The sequence below is a fragment of the Nonomuraea helvata genome, assembly GCF_039535785.1.
In the GTDB taxonomy this organism is placed as follows: Bacteria; Actinomycetota; Actinomycetes; order Streptosporangiales; family Streptosporangiaceae; genus Nonomuraea; species Nonomuraea helvata.
This window is the reverse complement of sequence record NZ_BAAAXV010000001.1, coordinates 1,561,943-1,583,461: the sequence shown is the minus strand read 5'-3', so window position 1 is coordinate 1,583,461 and position 21,519 is coordinate 1,561,943. Positions and strand designations below refer to the sequence as shown.

Annotated in this window: 24 protein-coding genes; 10 read left to right on the top strand and 14 right to left on the bottom strand. The window is 68.5% G+C overall.

Going from position 1 to position 21,519, the window contains the following annotated elements; genetic code table 11:
• Positions 1–4: 4 nt before the first annotated feature.
• The 9 genes from ABD830_RS07305 to ABD830_RS07265 all read right to left on the bottom strand — a co-directional run bounded on the left by ABD830_RS07305 (position 5) and on the right by ABD830_RS07265 (position 7,620).
• Positions 5–406 carry a hypothetical protein gene (locus tag ABD830_RS07305; RefSeq protein WP_344985662.1) on the bottom strand — a complete coding sequence of 134 codons (402 nt, stop codon included), beginning with the start codon at positions 404–406 and terminating at the stop codon, positions 5–7.
• A 246-nt stretch (positions 407–652) separates the two neighbouring features.
• On the bottom strand, positions 653–934 hold the full coding sequence (locus ABD830_RS07300) for a YciI family protein (protein ID WP_344985661.1): 282 nt from the start codon (positions 932–934) through the stop codon (positions 653–655).
• Between the two features lie 105 nt (positions 935–1,039).
• The gene (locus tag ABD830_RS07295) at positions 1,040–1,948 is read right to left on the bottom strand and encodes an amidohydrolase family protein (protein ID WP_344985660.1); all 909 of its coding nucleotides are present in this window, start codon (positions 1,946–1,948) and stop codon (positions 1,040–1,042) included.
• Positions 1,949–1,953: 5 nt separating this feature from the next.
• Positions 1,954–3,069: a vWA domain-containing protein gene (locus ABD830_RS07290; RefSeq protein WP_344985659.1), complete on the bottom strand. Its 1,116-nt coding sequence runs from the start codon at positions 3,067–3,069 to the stop codon at positions 1,954–1,956.
• Positions 3,062–3,919: an AAA family ATPase gene (locus ABD830_RS07285; protein ID WP_344985658.1), complete on the bottom strand. Its 858-nt coding sequence runs from the start codon at positions 3,917–3,919 to the stop codon at positions 3,062–3,064. The genes ABD830_RS07290 and ABD830_RS07285 overlap by 8 nt, the downstream gene beginning before the upstream one ends.
• Positions 3,909–4,925 carry a xanthine dehydrogenase family protein molybdopterin-binding subunit gene (locus tag ABD830_RS07280; RefSeq protein WP_344985657.1) on the bottom strand — a complete coding sequence of 339 codons (1,017 nt, stop codon included), beginning with the start codon at positions 4,923–4,925 and terminating at the stop codon, positions 3,909–3,911. Before ABD830_RS07280 ends, ABD830_RS07285 begins: the two co-directional genes overlap by 11 nt.
• A gap of 3 nt (positions 4,926–4,928) precedes the next feature.
• Entirely contained in the window at positions 4,929–6,308 is a 1,380-nt protein-coding gene (locus ABD830_RS07275; protein WP_344985656.1) for a xanthine dehydrogenase family protein molybdopterin-binding subunit, read from the bottom strand.
• On the bottom strand, positions 6,308–6,811 hold the full coding sequence (locus ABD830_RS07270) for a (2Fe-2S)-binding protein (protein WP_344985655.1): 504 nt from the start codon (positions 6,809–6,811) through the stop codon (positions 6,308–6,310). The genes ABD830_RS07275 and ABD830_RS07270 overlap by 1 nt, the downstream gene beginning before the upstream one ends.
• 11 nt (positions 6,812–6,822) lie before the next feature.
• Complete coding sequence (locus ABD830_RS07265) at positions 6,823–7,620, bottom strand: FAD binding domain-containing protein (protein WP_344985654.1); 798 nt, start codon at positions 7,618–7,620, stop codon at positions 6,823–6,825.
• A 90-nt stretch (positions 7,621–7,710) separates the two neighbouring features.
• Between ABD830_RS07265 and ABD830_RS07260 the strand changes: the two genes are divergently transcribed.
• Entirely contained in the window at positions 7,711–8,382 is a 672-nt protein-coding gene (locus ABD830_RS07260) for a GntR family transcriptional regulator (protein WP_344985653.1), read from the top strand.
• A gap of 216 nt (positions 8,383–8,598) precedes the next feature.
• Here the strand turns inward: ABD830_RS07260 and ABD830_RS07255 are convergent, their stop codons facing one another.
• The 3 genes from ABD830_RS07255 to ABD830_RS07245 form a co-directional block, all read right to left on the bottom strand.
• Entirely contained in the window at positions 8,599–9,420 is an 822-nt protein-coding gene (locus ABD830_RS07255; protein WP_344985652.1) for an alpha/beta fold hydrolase, read from the bottom strand.
• A gap of 19 nt (positions 9,421–9,439) precedes the next feature.
• Positions 9,440–10,009, bottom strand: coding sequence for a DJ-1/PfpI family protein (locus ABD830_RS07250; RefSeq protein ID WP_344985651.1), 570 nt, complete (start codon positions 10,007–10,009; stop codon positions 9,440–9,442).
• An 87-nt stretch (positions 10,010–10,096) separates the two neighbouring features.
• Positions 10,097–10,840: a GntR family transcriptional regulator gene (locus ABD830_RS07245; protein ID WP_344985650.1), complete on the bottom strand. Its 744-nt coding sequence runs from the start codon at positions 10,838–10,840 to the stop codon at positions 10,097–10,099.
• 461 nt (positions 10,841–11,301) lie between these two features.
• On the opposite strand from ABD830_RS07245, the gene ABD830_RS07240 reads away from it, so the two are divergent.
• The 9 genes from ABD830_RS07240 (at position 11,302) to ABD830_RS07200 (ending at position 20,661) form a co-directional block, all read left to right on the top strand.
• Positions 11,302–12,648, top strand: a complete 1,347-nt coding sequence (locus ABD830_RS07240) for an extracellular solute-binding protein (RefSeq protein ID WP_344985649.1) — start codon at positions 11,302–11,304, stop codon at positions 12,646–12,648.
• A gap of 80 nt (positions 12,649–12,728) precedes the next feature.
• On the top strand, positions 12,729–13,595 hold the full coding sequence (locus tag ABD830_RS07235) for a carbohydrate ABC transporter permease (protein ID WP_344985648.1): 867 nt from the start codon (positions 12,729–12,731) through the stop codon (positions 13,593–13,595).
• Positions 13,595–14,506, top strand: coding sequence for a carbohydrate ABC transporter permease (locus ABD830_RS07230; protein WP_344985647.1), 912 nt, complete (start codon positions 13,595–13,597; stop codon positions 14,504–14,506). The genes ABD830_RS07235 and ABD830_RS07230 overlap by 1 nt, the downstream gene beginning before the upstream one ends.
• A complete protein-coding gene (locus ABD830_RS07225; protein WP_344985646.1) occupies positions 14,506–15,573 on the top strand; it encodes an ABC transporter ATP-binding protein in 1,068 nt (355 codons plus the stop codon). The genes ABD830_RS07230 and ABD830_RS07225 overlap by 1 nt, the downstream gene beginning before the upstream one ends.
• On the top strand, positions 15,573–16,649 hold the full coding sequence (locus ABD830_RS07220; protein ID WP_344985645.1) for an ABC transporter ATP-binding protein: 1,077 nt from the start codon (positions 15,573–15,575) through the stop codon (positions 16,647–16,649). The genes ABD830_RS07225 and ABD830_RS07220 overlap by 1 nt, the downstream gene beginning before the upstream one ends.
• A 35-nt stretch (positions 16,650–16,684) precedes the next feature.
• Entirely contained in the window at positions 16,685–16,882 is a 198-nt protein-coding gene (locus ABD830_RS07215) for a hypothetical protein (protein ID WP_344985644.1), read from the top strand.
• Positions 16,883–16,925: 43 nt separating this feature from the next.
• Positions 16,926–18,386 carry an NAD-dependent succinate-semialdehyde dehydrogenase gene (locus ABD830_RS07210; RefSeq protein ID WP_344985643.1) on the top strand — a complete coding sequence of 487 codons (1,461 nt, stop codon included), beginning with the start codon at positions 16,926–16,928 and terminating at the stop codon, positions 18,384–18,386.
• 229 nt (positions 18,387–18,615) lie between these two features.
• Positions 18,616–19,851: an iron-containing alcohol dehydrogenase gene (locus ABD830_RS07205; protein ID WP_344985642.1), complete on the top strand. Its 1,236-nt coding sequence runs from the start codon at positions 18,616–18,618 to the stop codon at positions 19,849–19,851.
• 342 nt (positions 19,852–20,193) lie between these two features.
• A complete protein-coding gene (locus tag ABD830_RS07200; protein ID WP_344985641.1) occupies positions 20,194–20,661 on the top strand; it encodes a hypothetical protein in 468 nt (155 codons plus the stop codon).
• Between the two features lie 24 nt (positions 20,662–20,685).
• Here ABD830_RS07200 and ABD830_RS07195 read toward each other — a convergent pair whose 3' ends face one another.
• Both ABD830_RS07195 and ABD830_RS07190 read right to left on the bottom strand, forming a co-directional pair.
• Positions 20,686–21,168, bottom strand: a complete 483-nt coding sequence (locus ABD830_RS07195; protein ID WP_344985640.1) for a general stress protein — start codon at positions 21,166–21,168, stop codon at positions 20,686–20,688.
• 16 nt (positions 21,169–21,184) lie between these two features.
• Complete coding sequence (locus tag ABD830_RS07190) at positions 21,185–21,475, bottom strand: MerR family transcriptional regulator (protein ID WP_344985639.1); 291 nt, start codon at positions 21,473–21,475, stop codon at positions 21,185–21,187.
• Positions 21,476–21,519 lie beyond the last annotated feature (44 nt).

The following is a 21,519-nucleotide window of genomic DNA, read 5'->3' as shown; positions in this document are numbered from 1 at the left end:
GGCCTCAGAACAGGGATGGCTCGTAGACCAGGTGTCCGGTGACCTGGTGCGGCACGAGTTCGAGGCGGAGCCCGGGCAGCCCGTCCGCGTGCAGCGGGCGGGCGGGCCCTGGATGGGGACGTTCCAGCCGTGCAGCCGGTGCGGGTCGATGTTGGTGCACCTGGAGGACGACGGCCGCCCCTGAGGCGAAGGACGTCCTGTCGGCGAGGTCGCCGTGGTCGGTGTTGTCGGAGTGGACGGCGTGGTCGGTGTGCAGTGACCGCAGGGTCACCGTGTGGGGGCGCACCGCGTAGCCGACGGGGAGCAGCGTGTCGTCGAAGGTGATCCGGCCCGAGCCGCGCTGCCCGATCAGGCGCAGGCATTCCGCGCGGCCGAGGTCCTCGCGCTCCGGGCCGGTGGTGGCCACCGCTGCACGGCGCGCCGGAATCCCTCGCCTACATCCGCTCGCTCAACGCCATCACCCCACCGGCCGCGGCTTTCGACACCGCCTTCTCCTCCGAATGACCCATCACGCCGCCCACCCTCCCGGTGAACGATCGCGAGAGGAGACACCAGCGACGCCCTTCCCGGCATAGGAGAGCTGGTCTTCGGCGGCCAGGACATCTCCTCGATCCCCCTGGACAGGAAGGCCGCGGTGCAGATGGGGTGAACTCTAGCCAGAGCCGAGCGAGCCGACCGTCACGCGCCACTGGCGCAGCTGGCGATCCCTGGTGACCTGTAGTCGTGTGTACGGGTCCTGGTCGACGAGCGCCTGCGCCGCGGTCTCGTCCTCGGCCTGTAGGACGATCATGCCGGCCGTCAGGTCCGTGTAAGGGCCGGCCGCGACGAGGTTGCCCTGCTCAAAGAGCTTGTTCAGGTGTGCGAGATGGTCGTCGCGGCACTCCGCTCTCAGCGGGGTGTCGTTGTAGCCGTAGGTCAGGACGAAAAGTGCCATGCCGAGATACTCCTTTTGACATCAATTCCGTTGGCGACCGGGACCGTCTGACGTTGCCGGTCGAAGCCCTCCGAGCCCCGCGGCCCGAGTCCCAGCAGTTTCAGGTCAGCCCTCCAGCCCGTACACCCGTCGTGCGTTGCCGGCGAAGATGTCGTGTTGGTCGGCGGGTGGGAGATGATTCAGTGCGTTCTTCCACGCGTCGACCAGGTGCGGCATCGTGGTCCAGATCTTCTCGACCGGGAAGTTGGTGCCGAACATGGCTCGGCCGGCACCGAACCAGCCGATCACCTCGTCTGCGACGAAGGAGATGAGGTCGGGATCCACCCGGTGGACGAAGGTGCCCTGCCCGGTGAGCTTGACGACGATGTTCTGCCGCTCGGCCAGCGCGGCCATCCCGGCCCGCCACGACTCCAGGCACTCGAGCCCGATGAGCATGCCCGCGTGCACCAGGACGAAGGTGACGTCAGGGAAGGCCGCCGCCAGCTCGACCGCATCCGGCATCTGTTCGGGAAAGACTTGCAGCTCGAACAGCCAGCCGTGGTCGGCGAGCGCGCCGATGTTCTTGCGGAAGACCGGATCCTTCATACGATCGGGCGCAGTGGCGAACCGGAACTCCGGGCGCTCGTGCCAGTGCAGTTGCTGACGGATCCCCCGGACCAGCGGCGTGAGCGCGGCCTGTCGTCGCATGGTGTCCGGAGCGCTCTCGTCGAACATGTCGGCCGATCCGATGACGGCCATCGGCCGGCCTGCCTCCTGATGAACCTCGTGAAGCCAGCGCACCTCGTCCACAACCCGGTCGAGCGGCCAGTTCGTCTGAACGTAGACCGACTCGCTGATGCCTGAGGCCGTGGCGTCGGCGATGTACTCGTCGATCAGGTAGTCCCGCCTGATCGGCTCGTACGGGCCGAAGATCCGCGGCACCATCGGTCCGGACAGCCAGGGCAGGTCCCCGGCCCGCCAGATGTGGTGGTGCGAGTCGACGATGTCGCCCGAGTAGCGGGTCGCCTCCGGCATGACGATCACTCCCTGATCAAGGTCTGTACCTGCTCGTACGCCGTACGCAGGTCGCGCACGCCCGCGAGCGCGTCCACGCTGCCGAGCACGGCCGACATGCCGCGGGTGAGCGGCCGGTACGCCGGGTCGCAAGCGAGCGGCGACCACCACAGCAACCGGTGGCTCAGCAGCGACAACCGCCGTACGGCCGCCTGCATGGGTCGGCAGTCGCCGCGTTCCAGGCCGTCGGAGAGCACGATCACCAGGGCGCCGCGCGCCACGGTGACATGTCGGGCGTTGGCGAGGAACTCCTGGAGCGAAGCGCCGATCCGCGTCCCGCCCTCGGCGTCCAGGACGACGGCGCTCAGCGAGCCGACGGCCGCGTCGACGTGCCGTGCGCGCAGTAGCTCGGTGACGCGGGTCAGCCGGGTTCCGAAGGTGAACACCTCGACGCGGTCGAGCCGGCCGACCACGGCGTGGGCGAAGCGGAGGTAGTGGGCGCTGTGCTGCTTCATCGACCCGGACACGTCGATGAGCAGCAGCACACGGCGCTGCCGCCGCGGACGGTTGCGCCGGCGCAACGTCACGATCTCCCCGTGGCTGCGCCTGGACTCACGGCAGATCCTGGCGACGTCGATCCACGGACCTCGCCGGGCAGGCCGCCGACGTCGCGACCGGATCGTCGGCACCGCTCCGGGTAGTTCCTTCCGCAGCAGCGAGAGCACTGCCCGGTCGTCCTCGCTCGCCGGGCCGAACACCGGGCGTCTCTCGCGCTCCGAGGAGCCGGCCTTCAGGCCCGCCTCCCCGCCCAATGCCGCCGTGAGAGGAGCCTCGTCCCCCTTGCCGCGCGGCGCGGGGGCCTCGTCATCGGGGAACTCGTCATCGGGGACGCGCCGTGCCGTAGCCTCCCCGAACCAGTGCTCGAACGTGGGGGAGTACACCTCCAGGTCTTCGTGGGAGGTGGTGAGCGTGGCCACCCCGATCCAGTAGAGGTGTGTGGCGTCGCGCGGGCCGACGGCCTCGATCGCCTGAAGGAAGACCCGCTGTTTGGGCACCGGTACGGGCAGGCCGCGATCGTGCAGGTCCCGCAGGAACCCGTGCACATGATCGCCGATGCGTACGAGGAGGGACTGCTCAGTCACCGAACACCTCCGCGGTGTGGCGGCCGAGGAGCGCGAGGTCCTCCTCGTGCTTGACGAGCAGCCCCGCGGACCGGCGCATCGCCTCCAGCCAACTTGAACCCTCGCGGGTCAGCGTCTGCACGCCACGGGCCCAGGAGACCGACTCGGCGATGCCGGGGCGTTTCAGCAGAGCCAGTCCGCGGATGCGATGCACGGCGGCCACGAGGCGGGCCGCGCTTCTCTCGTCCAGGCCCGGCGCCTGCGCCCGGATGATCGCTCGCTCCCGTTCGGCGTCGGGAAAGGGGATCCAGTGGTAGAGGCACCGGCGCTTGAGCGCGTCGTGCAGTTCGCGGGTCCGGTTCGAAGTGAGGACGACGAACGGGACGCTCGCCGCCGTGATGGTGCCGATCTCCGGGATGGTGATCTGGAAGTCGCCGAGGAACTCCAGAAGGAAGGCCTCGAACTCGCTGTCCGCCCGGTCGATCTCATCGATCAGCAGCACCGCGCCGGATGCCGCCCGCAGCGACCGCAGTAACGGCCGCTGCAGCAGGAACTCCTCGCGGTACAGGTCGCCGATGCCGCGCCCCTCCACCTCGGCGGCCCGCAGGGACAGCAACTGTTTGGGGTAGTCCCACTCGTACAGGGCCTGGGAGGCGTCCAGCCCTTCGTAGCACTGCAGCCGGATCAGCTCGCGGCCGAGGACCCGGGCCAGGGCGTTCGCGACCTCGGTCTTGCCGACCCCCGGCTCGCCCTCCAGCAGCAGCGGGAGCCCGAGCGTGCCTGCCAGGTGGAGGGCGGTGAGCAGGCCCTCGTCGGCGAGGTAGCCCTCCGCGCCCAGTCGCCGGCCCAGCGTGTCCTGATCAACCAGCACGGCCGGCCCGCAACTCGTCGAGTCCGCGCAGCACCTTCTCCGGGGTGAAGGGCATACTCGTCAGCCGTACGCCGACCGCGTCGTACACGGCGTTGGCGATCGCGGGGATCGGCGCGTTCGCCGTCATCTCGCCGATCCCCTTGGCCCCGAACGGCCCGTTGCCGGCGGGCCGTTCGAGGAACAGGCTGGTCTGCGCCGGGATGTCGGCCGGCCCGGGCATCAGGTATTCCGTGAAATCGACCGGGCCGTGCTCGCGCGAGTGCGGATAGTACGGTTCGGTCGATTCGAACAACGCGTGCGACAGGCCCATCCAGGCGCCGCCCTCGACCTGCTGCGTCGCGAGGGCCGGGTTGAGCGCCCGGCCGATCTCGTAGGTGTTGAAGAGCCGCAGCACCTCGATCACGCCGGTCTCGTCGTCGACCGCGACCTCGGCCACCGTGCACGCGTGCGCCTGGCAGGAGTCCGGGTCCATCTCGCCGGTCTCCGGCACCGGGGAGCTCGGCTCCTTGAGGTAGATGCCCCGGCCGGAGATGGTCCGGCCCTGCCGGAAGTGCGCGGCGAGCGCGACGTCGCTGATGTGGATCTTCTTTTCCGTCGATCCCTTGAGGCGGACGAAGCCCGTGCCGTCGGTCTCCAGGTCCTCCGCGTCGACCTCCAGTTCGTCGGCGGCGACCTGGAGCATGACCTCCCTGGCCTCGCGCGCCGCCATGATCACGGCGTTGCCGACGCGGTGGGTGCCGCGGCTGGCGAACGTTCCCATGCAGTGCGGGCCGGTGTCGGTGTCGGCGGTGTCGACGATGATGTTCTCGATCGGGATGCCGAGTGTCTCGGCCGCGCATTGGGCGATGACCGTCCGCAGCCCCTGGCCGAGATCCACCGAGGAGAGCGTGACGACGAATCCGCCCATCGTGGTGGCGTGGACGAGTGCCTGCGACGGGTCGCCGCCGAGGTTCATGCCGGTCGGGTAGTTGACCGCCGCGTATCCGCGGCCGTGCCGTAACGCCATCGCTCAGCCCTCCGGTCGTTCGGTCGAGGACATCGCCCGGTACTCCGGCGGAAGGTCGTGCCCCACCAGGTCGGCGGCGCTCTGGATCACCTCGACCAACGCCGTGCCGGACGCGATCTTGCGATGAGCTTTCATGTCGCCGTCCCGGTAGGCATTCTTGAGCCGGAGCCGCAGCGGGTCCATGTTCAGCTCCCGGGCGATGCGGTCCATGTGCGACTCCAGCGCGAAGTCGCCGATCGTGACGCCGAACCCGCGCATGGCGCTGGACGGCGTGCGGTTGGTGTAGACGCAGTACGCGTCGACATGGACGTTCGGGATCGTGTATGGGCCGGGCATGTGCGCCGCCGCCTTGGTGGTGCCGTACGGGCTGTGCCGGGAGTACGCGCCCGCGTCCACGTAGAGCGTGATCTTGCGGGCGACGATCCGGCCGTCGTCCATGACGCCGTCCTTGATGGAGATGCGCTCGGCCGCTCGGGGGGACGACACCTGCATCTCCTCGGCGCGGCTGTAGACGTACTTGGCCGGCCGGCCGGTGAGCATGGCGGCGATGCACGCGAGTGGCTCGACGATGACATCGACCTTGCCGCCGAAGCCGCCTCCCACGGTGCCCCCGACGACGCGCAGGCTGGTAGGCGGGACGCCGAGAATGAGCGCGGTGTTGTCGAGGGTGAAGAAGGCGGCCTGGGTGTTGGTGTGTATGCGCAGCCGGCCGTCGCCCTGAGGGACGACGATGCAGCCGGTCGGCTCGGTCGGCGCGTGTTCGATGGGGGAGGAGCTGTAGTGGCCCTCGATGATGCGGTCCGCCTCGGCGAAACCTCGCTCGACGTCGCCGAAGCGGATCCGGCGGCAGTGATGTCCCTCGTACGCGAAGTGGTTGGCGCCCGCCTGTTTGATGATCGGGGCGCCGTCGGCCAGCGCCTCCTCGACGTCGAAGACGGCGGGCAGGTCGGTGTAGTCGACCGTGACCCGGGCCGCGCCCTCGCGGGCGGCGTCCTCGGTCTCGGCGACGACGGCGACGATCGGCTCGCCGCGGTAGAGGACCCGATCCTCGGCCAGCACCGGCTCGTCGTCAGGTCCCACGCCGATCAGGCGCAGCACGGTGTACCAGTTGTTCGGCACGTCCTGGTGGGTGATGACCCGAAGCACGCCCGGGACTCCGAGGGCGCCGGAGACGTCGACCCGGTTGATGAGAGCGTGGTGCCGCGTGGACCGGTGGATCTTGACGTGCGTCATCTCCGGCGGCGCCATGTCCTCGAAGAAGACCGTGCGGCCGGTGACGTGAGCGCGGGCGTCCGAGCGCGGGACGGCGGAGCCGATGACGGCGAAGTCGCCCGCGCGCTCGCTCTTGAAGTACGCGGTGTCGATCGGGGTGAGGCGCGCCATCAGACCTCGGCCTCCGCGTTCGTGAGCGGGGCGCTGCGGCGGCGTTGCGCGGCGGCGAGGACGGCGGCGATGATCGGCTCGTATCCCGTGCAGCGGCAGACGTTCCCGCAGATCGCCTCGGTGACATCTTGGCGGGTCGGATCCGGCTTCCGGTTGAGCAGGGCCGTGGCGGACATGATCATCCCTGGCGTGCAGAACCCGCATTGCGTCGCGAAGAGGTCGACGAACGCTTGCTGTACATCGCCGAGCCGGTCGCCCTCGGCCAGGCCCTCGATCGTCTCCACGGCGGAGCCGTCGATCGTCACGAGGGGGATCAGGCACGAGACCACGGGCCGGCCGTCCAGCAGCACCGTGCAGCTGCCGCAGCCCCCTTGCGCGCAGCCGCGCTTGGCCCCCATCAGGCCCAATGTGTCGCGCAGTGCGCTCAGCAGCGTCGTCGACGGCCGGGCGATGAGCTCCCGCTCGGTGCCGTTCACCTTGAGCGTGACGATTGTCGAGGGCATGCGATCCCCTTTCAGGCCCCCAGCAGGGCGCGACGCAGGTGGACGGGGTAGACCCGAGCGCGGTACCAGGCGGAGGCGTAGGCGTCGTCGAACGGCTCGATGACGTCGGCTCCGGCCGCCTGGGCGACGACCTGGGCGTTCAGCGGCGCGCCCAGCAGAACGCGCTCGGCGCCGACCGCGCGTACCAAGCGCCGCGCCAGGCCGCCGAGCACGAGACGAATGTCACCGACCAGGCCGTCCTCGATCGTCATCCGGGCCGCCACCGTCACGATGGATCCCGAGTTGAGCCGCCGCCGGCTCGCCTTGTAGAACCGGAGCGCGTTCTCGGCCGGAGCGGTGAACCGGACGCGGGTCACCAGGTCGCCCGCCCGCAGGCCATCGGTGACGACCCGCTCGAGCGGCTCGCGGCGGGCGCCGTCGGAGCCGAGCACGTCCAGCTCCGCGTCCAGGGCCAGAAGGGCCGCCGCCAGGTCGCCGTACGGTTGTGGCACGAAAAGGTTGCCGGCCACGGTGGCGAGGCTGCGGACCGGCGGCGCGGCGATCGACCGCACACAGCCGGACAGGTAGCTCAACCGATCGTCGTCCTCGATGTCGGCGAGAGTGGTGGCCGCGCCCAGGGTCACCGTGTCGCCTTCGACGTCGATGCCGGACAATCCCGCCCGGCGCAGGCTGACCAGCCGCAGGTCGCGGCCGGCCTGATCGTCCAGGCGGGCCAGCAGGTAGGTGCCGCCGCCGAGAGGCACGGCCCCGGCCTGAAGCGCCGCATAAGCCGCTTCGGGACTCTCGGGTGTCTGAACGGAGGTCAGCATGTGCACTCCACTTATCGATATCGATAATTAACTTACGTGGCATGATCGAAGAGTCAAGGGCCCTCTGGGCCCTCAACGTCAGGAGGTTTCTTGTCGGAACCCACGGGGAGCCCGCGCTCCGCGCGACCGACGCTGAGCCGGCAGATCCGCGACGGTCTGCTGCAACGGATCGTCTCCGGCGAACTCGGCGAGGGCGACCGGCTCATCGAGACGAAGATCGCCATCGAGTTCGGAACGAGTCAGGCCCCGGTCCGGGAGGCGCTTCGGCAGCTTGAGGGCCTCGGCCTCATCGACGGCCGGCCTCGTCACGGCAGCCGGGTGCTTCCCTTCGCCGAGCAGACCATCCGCGAGGCGTACATCGTGCGGGCGGCCCTTGAGGAGACCGCGACGCGGCTCGCCATGCTGGCCGGAACCCTCCCCTTCGACCGGCTGGGGGAGGCGGTCGAGGAGATGTACCGCAGCGCCCAGGACAGCGACGCGCACGGCATCGGCCTGGCCAGCGCGCGATTTCACCGGCACGTCGTGCAGGCCGGCGGCAACGTGCTGCTGACCCGCGCCTGGGAGGCGCTGCAGATCGAGGCGCGCACGGCCATCGCTCTCATGGTCACCAGGCCGGAACTCGAGCGGGTCGCCGACGAGCACCGCGAGCTGCTGGACGTCATGCGCGCCGGGGACATCGAGGTGGCCTGCCGTCACGCCCGTGACCATCAGTGGGCCTACGCCGACACGCCGCACGACCCTTACGGAACGCCGAAACATTAGGCGTCAGCACCTTTCTCGACGCTGGCCGGTGTTCCCCGCTACCGTGCGCGACCGCCGCCGTTGATCAGCGCTCAACTGCCAAGTCGCCGTCAACATGGGGACGACGAGAGATGGCCGCCAAGAGAGGCAAACAACCGGCAGAAGCGACGGGGCCCTCGCCGAGGCCGGCATCAAGACGGTGCTCGACCGGTATTCGGATGCCGCGCTTGAACTCGATTAGGGACCTTGTTCCCGGCCGAGGAAGCACGACAAGAGTCGCCTGAATTCGTGCGGGTGTTCGAGCGCCGGCACGTGCCCGCATCGGCCGAGCACGTACAGACGGACATCGGCCAGGTGCTCGAGCAGGGGTAGGGCTGCCGTCCCGAGCGGGGTGACTCGGTCCTCGGCGCCGTGGACGAGCAGCACGGGCGCGCGGACCCCTGCCAGCGTTTTCGCCGAGAGGGTGAGGTCGTCGGCCCAACGTGCCCTAGGTGGAGGGAACAACGACGCGAATGCGGCCGCCCCCGCTCGCATCGCAGCTGCACGGGCGGCGACGGCCGACTCGGTCACGAGCGCTTGGTCGAGGACGAGGCGACTCAACATGTCTCGTGCCCCGAGCGGGCCGGCGGGGGCGGCCCAGACCGCGTCGAGCTCGGCGGACAGCGGCGCCCCGGGGGCGCCCATCGTCGAGACCGCCACGACACGGGTGACCTGCTGGGGACGCGCGGCCGCCAACGCCAGCGCCACGGCACCGCCCATGGAGTGGCCCACCACGGCGTAGTGCTCGACACCGAGAGCAGCCATCAGGCCCGCGGCCTGCTCCGTCCACAGCCGGAGCCCACCCCTGGAGCCCGCCGGGATCGGTGTACGGCCGAACCCCGCCTGGTCAGGAGCCACCAGGTGCCAGGACGTGCCCAGCGCCTGTGCCGTCGTTGCCCAGGCGCCGGATCCGGTCGTACCGGGTCCGGAGCCGTGCAGCATCAGCACCGCGGGCCCGGTGCCGCTCTCCAGGACGTGGACGGGGGAGCCGTCGACTGTGACGGTCCGAAGTGCCGTCACCGGGGCAGGCCAGGTGTGCTCATGCCGATGCGGAGTTGATGGACTTCGAAAAGAGCTCCATCATCGCCCTGCCGAATTGCGGCATGTCGGGCCACCCCCGGCAGGAGACGAGGTTGCCGTCCACGACGTCGGGAGCGTCGATGACCGTCGCGCCCGCGTTCTCCATGTCACCGGTGATGGGGGGGAAGCACGCGGTCTTTCGACCCTTCAGCAGCCCGTACACAGCCGGCACCTGCGCGCCGTGGCACACCAGCGCGACCGGGAGGTCGCGCGCGAAGAAGTGCTCGGTGATGCGCCTGACGTCGGCGTCGACCCGGATCCACTCGGGGGCACGTCCCCCAGGGATGATGAGGGCGTCATAGCGCTCGACGTCGACCTCGGCCCAGGGCACGTCGACCGGCAACTTTCGGCCGTTCTTCTCCACGTAGGCGTCGGAGTTGGGGTCGAACTCGTGGATGACCAGCTGAACGTCACGCATCGTCCGTGACGAGACGTCAACGTCCCAGCCGCCCTCCTGCACGCGATAGTAGGGATACATGGTGTCGAGCTCCTCGGCGGCGTCGCCGGTCAGGAGCAGCGCTCTGGGCACCTGCTTCTCCTCGCATCTGGGGCGGGTGAGGTGGATCCAATCCGATCCGATCGGATTGAGTTAGCATTCCTCGGCCCAGCCCGCCCGTCAAGCCATGTCCGCCATTCCGTCCGCGCCCTTGGTCTCGTCGAACAATCGTCGGAACCGCTCGCCGGACAGCAGGATGTGCCGACGCATGGCGTAGGCGGCGGCGTCGGGGTCACGCGCGGCGATCGCGGCCAGAACTTCTTCGTGCTCGGCCATGGCCAAGTGAGTGACCTGGGTGTCGTGGAGAAGCCGGAACAGGTGCACATGCGTGTGCAGGCGAGCGAGCGCTTCGCGGATGACCTCGTTCTCCGCGCTCAGGGCGACGAGATCGTGAAAAGCGGCGTCGCGTAGCCCGAAGGCGCCATAGGCCATGAGCCCGTCGCCCCCCTCCAGCTCCGCCATCTCCTCCAGCAGTCGTCGCAGACCGGCCACCTGCTTCGGGGATGCGCGTTCGGCGGATCTGCGCGCCGCTGCCGGCTCGAGGAGCAGGCGGACCTCAAGCATGTCCTCGAATCGGTGACGGGTGATTTGGGGGGGAATGCGATAGCCGGCATGGGGCACACGCACGACCAGGCCCTCGGCCTCCATGCGGTTCAGAGCGTCTCGGATCGGCGTCTGCGAGACCCCCAGCTCTCGCGCCAGGGCGTCGATCGTGACGCGAGAGCCAGGCTCGATCCGTAGCGACATCAGCTGTCCGAGCAGCGTGTCGTACACCTCGTCGGCAAGCCGGCCGCGAGATCTTCCCGGTGGCATTCCGGCCGTCATGGCCCCACGGCGCCGCGCGATCATCGCCTCGTCGTCCATCGTGACATGAGGTCCTTTCTTGCGTTTTCGGGAACCTGTTGACATCGGTCGCAACGCTGCGGGATGTTGACGCCCCCACTCGGATCGTATAGGAAAGGTGGCGGATGCCAGCCATCCTTCACCCATCGGGGAACCGCCCGCCATCGCTCCGCTTCGATCAGTTGGAGCTCCCATGAGCATGCTCGACATCCTTCTCGGTTCGCCACCGGGCCGCACAAGGGCCGAAGGACTGCTCGACTGCCTGAAGCCCCATGACGTCGTGGCGTACTCGTGACGCCGGTCTGCGGGTCAGCCCCTGCGACAGCCGGCAACACGCCTGAACACCCCAGCAACTGCTCGGCGAAGCACGCAGCAGGGCTCCAGAAGTCCCCACCCAGAAAGCAGGCAAGAAGATGCGGTATCCAAAGCGGTTAGGACGGCTGTCCGTTCCCGGTCGAAAGGTGCAGCTGGCGACGGCGGCCATGTTAGTGGCCACGACCATGGCGGCTTGCGGCGGCCAGGACGACAGCGCCCCCAAGGCACCGGCGACCATCCCGGAGCTCACCAAGGATCCGCTGACCCTCAGCTTCATCTGGTTCGACTGGCCCCCCGCCCACGCGCTGGAAGCCTTCGCGAACGCGGAGTACGCCAAGGAGCGGCCGAACGTGACCATCAAGGTCAAGACCGTGCCGAACGCGAACTGGCACGACGCGATGTTCACCCAGTTCGCCGCGCACAAGACCGACTTCGACATCCCGATCCTGGACTCGCAACACATCGGCGAGGCCGTGACGAACGGCAACATCCTCGACATCACCGACTTCGTCAAGAAGAACATCGATGTCAAGGCCTACAACCCGTATCTCCTGGCGGCCTACGGCCAGTTCCCCCAGGCGGAGACCGGGAAGCGCGACGAAAACGCCAGCCTGTACGGACTGCCGCTGCTCGGCGACACCTGGACGATGATCTACCGCAAGGACCTGATCGGCGACAAACCACCGCAGACCTGGGACCAGATGATCTCAGTCGCCGAGAAGTGCCAGGCGGACCACCCTGGCGTCAGCGGGCTGGCTTTCCACCAGGCCAACGGCTCCGACGCCGCGGCCGTAACCTACAACACGGTCAACGGCGTCTACGGCGGCAACCTCTGGGACCCCAAGACGCGCAAGATCGACGGCGTCCTCAACGACGCTGCGGGCCAGGAGGCGATGGACGTCCTGGTCAACAAGATGAAGCCGCTGACCGCCAAGGGCTCCGGCAACTGGTTCATCGACGAGGTGAACGCGGCGGTCGCCCAGGGCAAGGCATGCATCGCGTTCAACTGGATCGCCGCGAGCGGCGGCCTGCTTGACCCGAAGCAGTCGACGCTCGGCACCACCCGGGAGCAGATTCTCGACAAGCTGGGTTTTGCCACCCTGCCGAGCCAGAAGACGAACCTGGTGCCTCTCGGCGGCATGGGGATGCACGTGTCGGCCTACTCCCCCAAGGCGAACCAGGCGGAGGCCCTGAACTTCATGAAGTGGTTCGAGCAGGCTGACATCCAGAAGAAGTGGGCCGCGGCTGGTGGCGTGCCATCACGTACGGACGCCCTGGAGTCGCCCGAGTTCCTCAACGCCGGGCCGTTCAACCAGGTGTACACCGACTCGGTTCCGCGGATGCGGGACATGTGGAATGTGCCCGAGTACGCGCGCCTCGTCGACATCGAGAACACCAACGTGAACGCGGCTCTCAACGGCGCGAAGAAGCCGAAGGACGCGCTCGACGACATCGCCAAGGAGCAGCAGGGCGTGCTCAACTCCAGCAGCCGCAAGGGCGGCGGCGGACTGTGAGTGACTCCGCCCCTCTGACGACCGACCACCCCGGGCAGGTGGCGTCTGTGACGCCGCCTGCACCGGGTCGGTCCCGCCGCTTGAGCGACCGCGGGCTCGCCGTGGCCTTCATCTCCCCCGCGCTGCTGCTGTTGCTCGCAATGTCGGTGTTCCCGTTGCTGTGGGCGTTGTACCTGTCTTTCACCGACTACTCGGCCACCCGCGGGGGGCCCGCCCATTTCATCTGGTTCGAGAACTACACCGCCATCCTGGCTTCGGCGCAGGTCCACCTGAGGGCCTTGACGACGTTGATCTACGTGTTCGGCGCGGTCGCCCTGCAGACCGTGCTCGGTTTCGCCATCGCCTACCTGATCTCACGGCGCACGCACGGGCGAGGACTGCTGACCACTCTGTTCCTGGTTCCGATGATGCTGTCGCCGGTCGTGGTCGGGCTGTTCTGGCGATTTATGCTCGACGCGCAATTCGGCGTGATCAACAGCATGCTCGGCTCGCTCGGCCTGGGGCAGGTGGAGTGGCTCACCCGGCAGCGAACGGCACTGATTTCCCTGATCGTGGTCGACACCTGGCAATGGACGCCGTTCATCATGCTCATCGCACTTGCGGGCCTTACCGCGGTTCCCAAGTACTTGTACGAGGCCGCCTCGATCGATCGGGCGTCCGAGTGGTTCCGGTTCCGCACCATCACTCTTCCGCTGGTGTGGCCGCTGCTCCTCATTGCCGTGTTGTTCAGGGCCATCGAGGCCTTCCGGCTGTTCGACCTCGTCTACATCCTCACCAGCGGAGGTCCGGGGGTCTCCACCGAGACGTTGTCGTTCCACGTCTACAAGGTCGCGTTCCTGGGCTTCAACACCGGAACCGCCTCGGCGTACGGGATCCTCATGGTCCTCGTCGTCGTCGTCCTTACGCAGCTCTACCTGCGCTACTTGAACAAGCTCAAGGAGGACTGATGGCCGTCTCCGTCGACGAGGCCGTGTCCACAGGTCCTGCCCGGGATCACACGCCCCCCGCGCGCCGCTTCGGCGGCCGGGGCCGCTCCGTGCTGGAGGTCGCGCTGCTGACCGTGCTGGCCGTCGTGATGCTCTTTCCGGTGCTGTGGATGATCGAGACGTCCATCAAGGAGAACCGGGACGTCTACGCCATCCCGGCCAAGTTCTTCGACTTCAAGGTCACTATGGACCATTTCAAGGACGTGTTCGTCGCCTCCGGCGGCGGTCGTTCGACCTTGTCCGTCTCGTTCCTCAACTCCGTCGTGGTCGCCGGGGTCTCCACGGCGCTGGCCACCGTGCTGGGGGTCCCGGCGGCCTGGGCCTACTCACGCTTCGCCGTGAAGGCCAAGAAGGACCAACTGTTCTTCATCCTGTCCACCCGCTTCATGCCGCCCGTGGTGGTCGTGATCCCGATCTTCCTCATGTACCGCCAAGTCGGACTCATCGACACCAAGCTCGGCCTGATCCTCATCTACGCCGCGTTCAACGTCCCGTTCACGATCTGGATGATGAAGGGGTTCGTCGACGAGGTGCCCGCAGAGTACGAGGATGCCGCCATGCTCGACGGCTACACCCGCTTGCAGGCGTTCTGGCGATTTACCCTTCCCCTGCTCCTGCCCGGCATCGCCGCGACGGCGGTCTTCGCACTCATCTTCTCGTGGAACGAGTTCGTGTTCGCCATCTTCCTTACCTCCAGCGACAACGTGCGGACGGCCCCACCTGCCATCGCCGGCCTCATCGGTGGAACCACTGTGGACTGGGGACTCGTGGCCGCCGCCTCAGTAGTGTTCGCCCTACCGGTGCTCGTCTTCGCCTACCTGGTGCGCAAGCACCTCGTCGCCGGTGTGACGCTCGGGGCGGTGCGACGCTGATGGCGGGCATCGAGGTGACCGCCCTGCACAAGCGCTACCCGGACGGGACGGTCGCAGTTGATCACGTGGACCTGTCCATCGGCGACGGCGAGCTGTTCGTGATGCTCGGCCCTTCGGGTTGCGGCAAGACGACCACGCTGCGGGCCATAGCCGGCCTGGAGAGGCAGACGACGGGCGACATCCGCATCGGCAACACGCTGGTCAACGACCTGCCGCCCGCCGAGCGCGACATCGCCATGGTGTTCCAGTTCTACGCTCTCTACCCGCATCTGAGAACCCGCGACAACCTGGCGTTCCCACTGCGGGCCGAGGGACTGCCCAAGGCGGAGGTGCGCGAGCGGGTCGACGAGGCCGCCCGGCTGATGCGGCTCGGTCCGCTCCTGGACCGGCGACCGCGCCGGCTGTCCGGCGGGGAGCAGCAGCGCGTCGCGCTTGCTCGCGCCCTGGTGCGACGACCGCGCGCATTCCTCATGGACGAACCTCTCACCAATCTGGACGCGGAGCTGAGGGCGGACATGCGCACGGAGATCAAGCACCTACAGGGGGAGCTGGGGACGACGATGGTCTACGTCACCCACGACCAAGTCGAGGCGATGTCGCTCGGTCACAGAATCGCCATCCTCAACAAGGGCCGCGTCGAGCAGATCGGCACGCCGCTGGAAGTCTACGACCGTCCGGCGAGTCTTTTCTGCGCCGCATTCATCGGCTCCCCGCCGATGAACCTGATTGAGGTGGAGGTGGCCGACGGGAAGCTGCGCAGTCAGGGCGGACTGGTCCTCACGCCACCGCCAGGCCTGCCGCGCGACCGTTGCCTGGTCGCAGGCGTCCGGCCGGAGGCGCTGGAAGTCACAGAACCAGGGGCGGAACGTTCGGTCCCGGCCCGCGTGGTCTCGGCGGAGTGGCTGGGCGACGAAATCATCTACGTGGTTGACCACGGCGGCCAGCGCGACGTACGTGTTCGGATGCCACCGATTGTCCGTTTCGCCGCTGACGCACCGGTCGGGCTGCGGCACACCGGCGGGACCCCGGCGGTCTACGACGTGAGCACGGAAGCGCTGGTGGCCTGATGGGAACCGTGGCAGTGCACGGGCTGTGCAAGTCCTTCGGTAAAGTCCAGGCCCTGGACGGGGTGACGCTGGACGTGCCGGACGGATCGTTCTTCGTCGTGCTCGGGCCCTCCGGGGCAGGCAAGACGACGACCCTGCGAGCGATCGCCGGCCTTGAGAAGCTTGACGCCGGGTCGGTGCATCTGGACGGGAGGGACGCGACCGGTGACGCCCCGGCCGCACGCGACCTGGCCATGGTCTTCCAGAACTACGCCCTCTACCCGCGGCACACGGCGTACGAGAACATCGCTTCGCCGCTGCGGGCACGCCGCTGTTCTTCGAGCGAGATCGCCGCTGCCGTCGAGCAGATGTCGAGCCTGCTGCACATCGAACGTCTGCTGCAGCGTCGTCCGGCGCAGTTGTCGGGCGGTGAGATGCAGCGTGTCGCCCTGGCCCGGGCGCTGGTCCGTCGCCCGCGCGCGTTTCTCATGGACGAGCCGCTGACGAACCTCGACCTCAAGCTCCGCGTCGAGATGCGCACCGAGCTCACCCGCATCCACCGGAGCCTCGGAGCAACCTTCGTCTACGTGACCAACGACCAGGTCGAGGCCCTGTCCATGGCCGACCAGGTCGCGGTCCTGAAGGAGGGGAAGGTGCAACAGGTCGGAACGCCGACCGAGGTGTACGAGCGTCCAGCCAACCAGTGGGTCGCGGGATTCGTCGGGAGCCCGCCGATCAGCCTGCTCGCCTGCCACGCCGAGGGAGATCGTCTGGTCGGGGCGGAAGGCTGGACGCTGCCGCGGCCCCGCTGGACCACGGCTGAGGACGGTCGTCCGCTGCTGCTGGGCGTGCGCGCGGAGGACCTGTCCGTCGAGCAGCGTGGGGACGCGTCGTTGTCGGGTGAGCTCTACGGGCTTGAGCCGCTCGGTGACCGAACGGTGGTCGACGTCCGAGTGGGAACGGAGATCCTCAAGGTCAAGGCACGAACCACCGTCACCGGTACGCCGGGCGAGCGGCTGCTTGTCACGGTCGACCTGGACCGTGCGCACCTGTTCGATGCGGGCACCGGGCTGGCGCTGTCCGAGGCCGGGAGGTAACCGCGCGGGGCGGCGACGTCAACATGCGCCGGCACGTGGCAATCGAGCCTCGGCGGACCGTCACCGGTGAGGACGGCCTGACGACGCTGAAGCAGCCATGGCCCGAGAAGGCGATCGGTGGCGCGGGGCGTCGCCCTGCAGCCAGGGCCAAGGCCACGTTCGGCCCGCTCGTCAACCTCGGCCCCGACGAGGTCGTGCGACCCGTTCGTCAACGCGCGTGGCGCGATCGCTGAGGTCACGCTGGACATCACCAAGAACATCACAGGAGGCGACGCAATGAGTGACCCGATGAACGTCCTGGCCCCCGAGCACCGGCGGCTCCGGATTGGCGACGCCTGGCGCGACGCCGCCAGCGGAGCCACCTTTGCCGTCGAGGACCCGGCCACCGGCAAGATCATCGCCGAGGTGGCCGACGCCGACGTCGTTGACGGGCTCGCCGCTCTGGACGTGGCGAGCCAGGCGATGGCGGAGTGGGCGGCGACCCCGCCGCGAAAACGGTCAGAGTTGTTGACCGAGACGTACCGCGCACTGACCGAGCGATCCGAGGAGGTCGCCCGGCTGATAACGCTCGAGATGGGCAAGCCGCTCGCCGAGGCCCGGGGAGAGGTGGCCTACGGCGCCGAGTTCTTCCGTTGGTTCGCCGAGGAGGCGGTGCGCGTCGAGGGGCGCTACAACACCGCTCCCGCTGGTGGATATCGCATCCTCACGGTGCCGAAGCCGGTCGGACCGTGCGTCTTCGTGACGCCCTGGAACTTTCCGTTGGCCATGGGTGCCCGCAAGATCGCTCCTGCGCTGGCGGCGGGCTGCACGACGATCACCAAGCCGGCAGCCCAGACGCCACTCACCATGCTGTTCCTGGCCCGCATCATGGAGGAGGTCGGCGTTCCCCCGGGGGTCGTCAACGTCGTGACAACCGAGCGTGCCGGCGAGGTGGTCTCAGCACTGCTGGCCGACCGCCGGACCCGCAAGCTTTCGTTCACCGGGTCGACCGAGGTCGGGCGCGTGCTGCTACGGCAGGCGGCGGACAACGTGCTGCGCACCTCCATGGAACTGGGCGGCAACGCGGCCTTGATCGTGTGTGCCGACGCGGACCTGGACGTCGCGCTTGACGGTGCCATGGTGGCCAAGATGCGCAACCTCGGGGAGTCCTGCATCGCGGCCAACCGCATCTACGTCGAGGAGCCGGTGCGCGAGGAGTTCACGGCGCGCTTCGCCAAGCGGATGGGCGCGCTCTCGGTGGGCCATGGTCTCGACGACGGCGTGGACGTCGGGGCGTTGATCGACGAGGCCTCGGTAACCAAGCTCGACGAGCTCGTCGCCGACGCGGTCAATCGCGGCGCCCGTGTCTTGGTGGGCGGCGAGCGTCCGGATGGGCCGGGTTACTTCTACCCGCCTACGGTCCTCGTCGACGTGCCCGAGGACGCGCGGCTGCTGAAGGCGGAAATCTTCGGCCCGGTGGCGCCGATCATCTCGTTCACGTCCGACGACGAGGTAATGGCGAAGGCCAACGACACCGAGCACGGCCTGGTCGGATACGTCTTCACCCGTGACCTCCAGCGGGCGCTCCGGTTCACCGAGGGGCTGGAGACGGGGATGATCGGCATCAACCGTGGTCTGATCTCGGACCCGTCAGCTCCGTTCGGAGGCGTGAAGCAGTCCGGGATCGGCAAGGAGGGGTCGCACGAGGGCATCCTTGAGTATCTCGACGTCACCTACGCGGCGATCGACCTACCGTGACCGGCCTGCTGCTCCGGGTGCCCGCCGAGGATCATCGCGCCCTGTGCACACATGACCTGACCGGCCTCCACCCGTGGGGCGCGACCCGGGCCATGGCCGGCACGAATCCGCTGGCAGCGCGCGCGCCTGCGCCACCGGGCAGCCAACCTTGCCGACGCCGTCCCGGTCTAGCAGGTGACCTGGACATCCGCCCAGCAAATCACCGCCGACGTTCCAGAGAGGCACTGACATGCTTGAGACCGTCCGCGGACCACGCCAGCTGATAGTGGGCGAAGGGGTCGCGCAGAACATCCCACGAGTGGTGGCCGAGTGTGGCTCGCGAGTCCTCATCGTGACCGACCGGGTTCTTCTGGAACAGCCGGGCGTGGCCGAGATCGTGGCCGCCGTGCGGGAGAAGGTCGAAGTCGTCGGGGTGTTCGCCGACGCGACTCCGGACGTGCCACTCGCCGATGTCGCCCTGGCCGTCTCGGTCGCCGCAGAGGTGGAAGCCGACGTAATCCTCGCCATCGGGGGTGGCACTGTGATCGACCTCGCCAAAATCGTCGGCGTCATCCGGTGCCACGGTGGGACGCCGCGCGACTTCTACGGCGAGTCGAAGGTGCCGGGGCCGACGATTCCTCTCGTCGCGGTCCCGACGACGTCAGGCACCGGCTCCGAGCTCACGCCCGTCTCGGTGTTGACCGACCCGGACCGCGAGCTGAAGGTGGGGGTCTCCAGCGTCCACATCGTGCCCGACTTCGCCATCGTCGACCCCGAGCTCACCTACACCTGCCCTGCGACCGTCACCGCCCATTCCGGCATCGACGCGTTCTGTCACGCGGTGGAGAGCTACACCGCGCGACCCCGGGCCCACGGACCGCGCGACCCGGTGGAGCAGGTCTTCCTCGGCCGCAACCCGATCACCGATCACTACGCGCTCCTGGCCGCGGAGCGGATCGCCCGCAGCTTGCCCCATGTCGTCAGGGACGGAGGCGACAAGGACGCGCGCGCGGACATGTCGTATGGGTCCATGCTAGCCGGGCTCGCATTTTCCCACGCAGGCAACGCGGCTCCGCACGCCCTCCAATACCCCATCGGCGCAGCCACCCACACACCGCACGGCCTGGGCGTCGGGCTGCTGCTGCCCTACGCGCTGGACGCGGCCAGGGATGCCATCGGCGACCGGTTGACCATCCTTGCCGGGGTGTGCGGGCTCGACGTGACCGACGCCTCGGATGCCGAGGCCGCAGATACGTTCCTCACCTGGCTCGACGGGCTCCTTGCCGACATCGGCATCCCTGCCAGCTTGGCGGACATCGGCGTGGCACGCGCCGACCTCCCGCGCTTCGCGGAGATGGCCAGTGGCGTCACCCGCTTGATCCAGAACCATCCAGGCCCGACCGACACCGCCAGCCTGACCGCGATCCTCGAAGCGGCCTGGCTCGGGGACCGGACCCGACACGTCCTGACTCCGGAGCAGAGATAGTGACGGGCCTTTCACATGACGACGAGTTCGCTGCCCCACCCTGGGTATCGGAATTGTCGGCTGCCCGAAACTCGGCTGTTGAGGCTGACCTGGGGGTTTGGCGTTTCAGCGTTGGCAGGCATGATCGCGTCCATGGCGCTACGGCTGGTTTATCTGATCTTCGTTCGGCTCGCGGGTTGGCTGGTGCTGCTGGCTCGTTCGCAGAGGTCGAAGGAGGCAGAGATTCTGGTCTTGCGAATCAGCTCGCGGTGTTGCGTCGGCAGGTGACAAGGCCTCGGCCGTCGTGGGCCGATTGGGCGTTGATCAGCGCGCTGGCGCGCCTGCTGTCGCCGGCGGTTGTTCGTGACGCCGGGCACGCTGCTGCGCTGGCACGCCGATCTGGTACGGCGGCGCTGGACCTTCAAGCGCCGCAGCCAGGGGCGGCCTCCCACACGCACCTCCATCCGGACCTTGGTCCTTCGTCGGGCCCGGGAGAATCCGCTGTCGGGGTACCGGCGGATCGCCGGGGAACTCGCCGCTCTGGGCTACCGGGTCGGGGCCTCCACCGTGTGGCTCATCCTGAAGAAGGCTGGCATCGACCCAGCGCCGCGACGCGCGGGACCGACCTGGGGCGAGTTCCTGCATGCTCAAGCTGAGGGGATCTTGGCATGCGATCCGCGATCGGAATGCCAGTTCACCGCGATGTTCGACGACGTCTTCACGACCGCAGGCATCCGCATCCTCAAGACGCCACCTCGGGCTCCGCAGGCCAATGTGTTCGCCGAACGCTGGATCGTTGGCCTGCCCCGAGAACTCCTTGATCGGATCTGATCGTCAAGGGAGGCGCCTGCCGGCTCAGCCGGTGCGCCAGCCGTGCTTGATCAAGAGGTTGCGCGCGTCGTCGGCGATGGCCACGTCGGCCACGACAGCGTAGCGGGCGGCTACCAGCGACTGGTCGATCAACAGGTCGCCTCGGCCGCGCGCGGCCCAGCACGCGGTTACGCCGAAGGCGGCGCCGAGCAGCGCGCCGAAGGCCATCCCCGCCAGCAGCGCCGCCCACGGGCCCGCGACCAGTAGGACCATCAGGCTGGAAGGCAGGCCAAACAAGGCGCCGAGCGCAGCGCCCATGCCCGCCGCACGGGGAGTGGTCATCCGGCCCAGAACGTTCTCCATCAGGCGCAGGTTCTTACCGACGATGCCCACCCGGTGCGCCGGAATACCGTTGTCGGCCAGGAAGGCGACCGCCTCACGGGCCTGTTCGCAGGTGTCGTAGGAGCCGACCACCGGCCGGTCTCCGCCTGCGACCGGAGATGCGATCGCCGGAGCGGTCTCGATCATGGCAGGTGCCTCCTTCCTAGGTAAGTCGCTTCAGGGCGGCACGCAGTTCGCGGACTTCCTGCTCCAGTTCGAGGATGCGGCGGATGGCGTTGAGCGTCATTCCCTGGCCGGTCATCGTGGTGACGTGCTGCAGCAGCCCGATGTCGTGGCGGGAGTAGCGGCGCTGCCCGCCGGGGGAGCGGTGCGGGCTGACCACGTCGTGCTGGTCGAGCCGGCGCAGGAAGGCCTGCTGCACATGCAGCATCTCCGCGACCTGGCCCAGGGAGTACAGCGGGGCGTGCTCGTCGTCGAACGGCATGCCGGCCATCCGGACCTCCTCTCGAATGGCAAGGGCGGGCCCGTCGGCACCCG

What these genes read in the sequence shown, in the direction of transcription:
- ABD830_RS07300 (WP_344985661.1), bottom strand. Translation starts at nt 934, where the DNA reads ATGGCACTTTTCGTCCTGACCTACGGCTACAACGACACCCCGCTGAGA.
- ABD830_RS07295 (WP_344985660.1), bottom strand. Translation starts at nt 1,948, where the DNA reads ATGCCGGAGGCGACCCGCTACTCGGGCGACATCGTCGACTCGCACCAC.
- ABD830_RS07280 (WP_344985657.1), bottom strand. Translation starts at nt 4,925, where the DNA reads ATGGCGTTACGGCACGGCCGCGGATACGCGGCGGTCAACTACCCGACC.
- ABD830_RS07275 (WP_344985656.1), bottom strand. Translation starts at nt 6,308, where the DNA reads ATGGCGCGCCTCACCCCGATCGACACCGCGTACTTCAAGAGCGAGCGC.
- ABD830_RS07270 (WP_344985655.1), bottom strand. Translation starts at nt 6,811, where the DNA reads ATGCCCTCGACAATCGTCACGCTCAAGGTGAACGGCACCGAGCGGGAG.
- ABD830_RS07265 (WP_344985654.1), bottom strand. Translation starts at nt 7,620, where the DNA reads ATGCTGACCTCCGTTCAGACACCCGAGAGTCCCGAAGCGGCTTATGCG.
- ABD830_RS07245 (WP_344985650.1), bottom strand. Translation starts at nt 10,840, where the DNA reads ATGGACGACGAGGCGATGATCGCGCGGCGCCGTGGGGCCATGACGGCC.
- ABD830_RS07240 (WP_344985649.1), top strand. Translation starts at nt 11,302, where the DNA reads ATGTTAGTGGCCACGACCATGGCGGCTTGCGGCGGCCAGGACGACAGC.
- ABD830_RS07230 (WP_344985647.1), top strand. Translation starts at nt 13,595, where the DNA reads ATGGCCGTCTCCGTCGACGAGGCCGTGTCCACAGGTCCTGCCCGGGAT.
- ABD830_RS07225 (WP_344985646.1), top strand. Translation starts at nt 14,506, where the DNA reads ATGGCGGGCATCGAGGTGACCGCCCTGCACAAGCGCTACCCGGACGGG.
- ABD830_RS07220 (WP_344985645.1), top strand. Translation starts at nt 15,573, where the DNA reads ATGGGAACCGTGGCAGTGCACGGGCTGTGCAAGTCCTTCGGTAAAGTC.
- ABD830_RS07210 (WP_344985643.1), top strand. Translation starts at nt 16,926, where the DNA reads ATGAGTGACCCGATGAACGTCCTGGCCCCCGAGCACCGGCGGCTCCGG.
- ABD830_RS07205 (WP_344985642.1), top strand. Translation starts at nt 18,616, where the DNA reads ATGCTTGAGACCGTCCGCGGACCACGCCAGCTGATAGTGGGCGAAGGG.
- ABD830_RS07195 (WP_344985640.1), bottom strand. Translation starts at nt 21,168, where the DNA reads ATGATCGAGACCGCTCCGGCGATCGCATCTCCGGTCGCAGGCGGAGAC.
- ABD830_RS07190 (WP_344985639.1), bottom strand. Translation starts at nt 21,475, where the DNA reads ATGGCCGGCATGCCGTTCGACGACGAGCACGCCCCGCTGTACTCCCTG.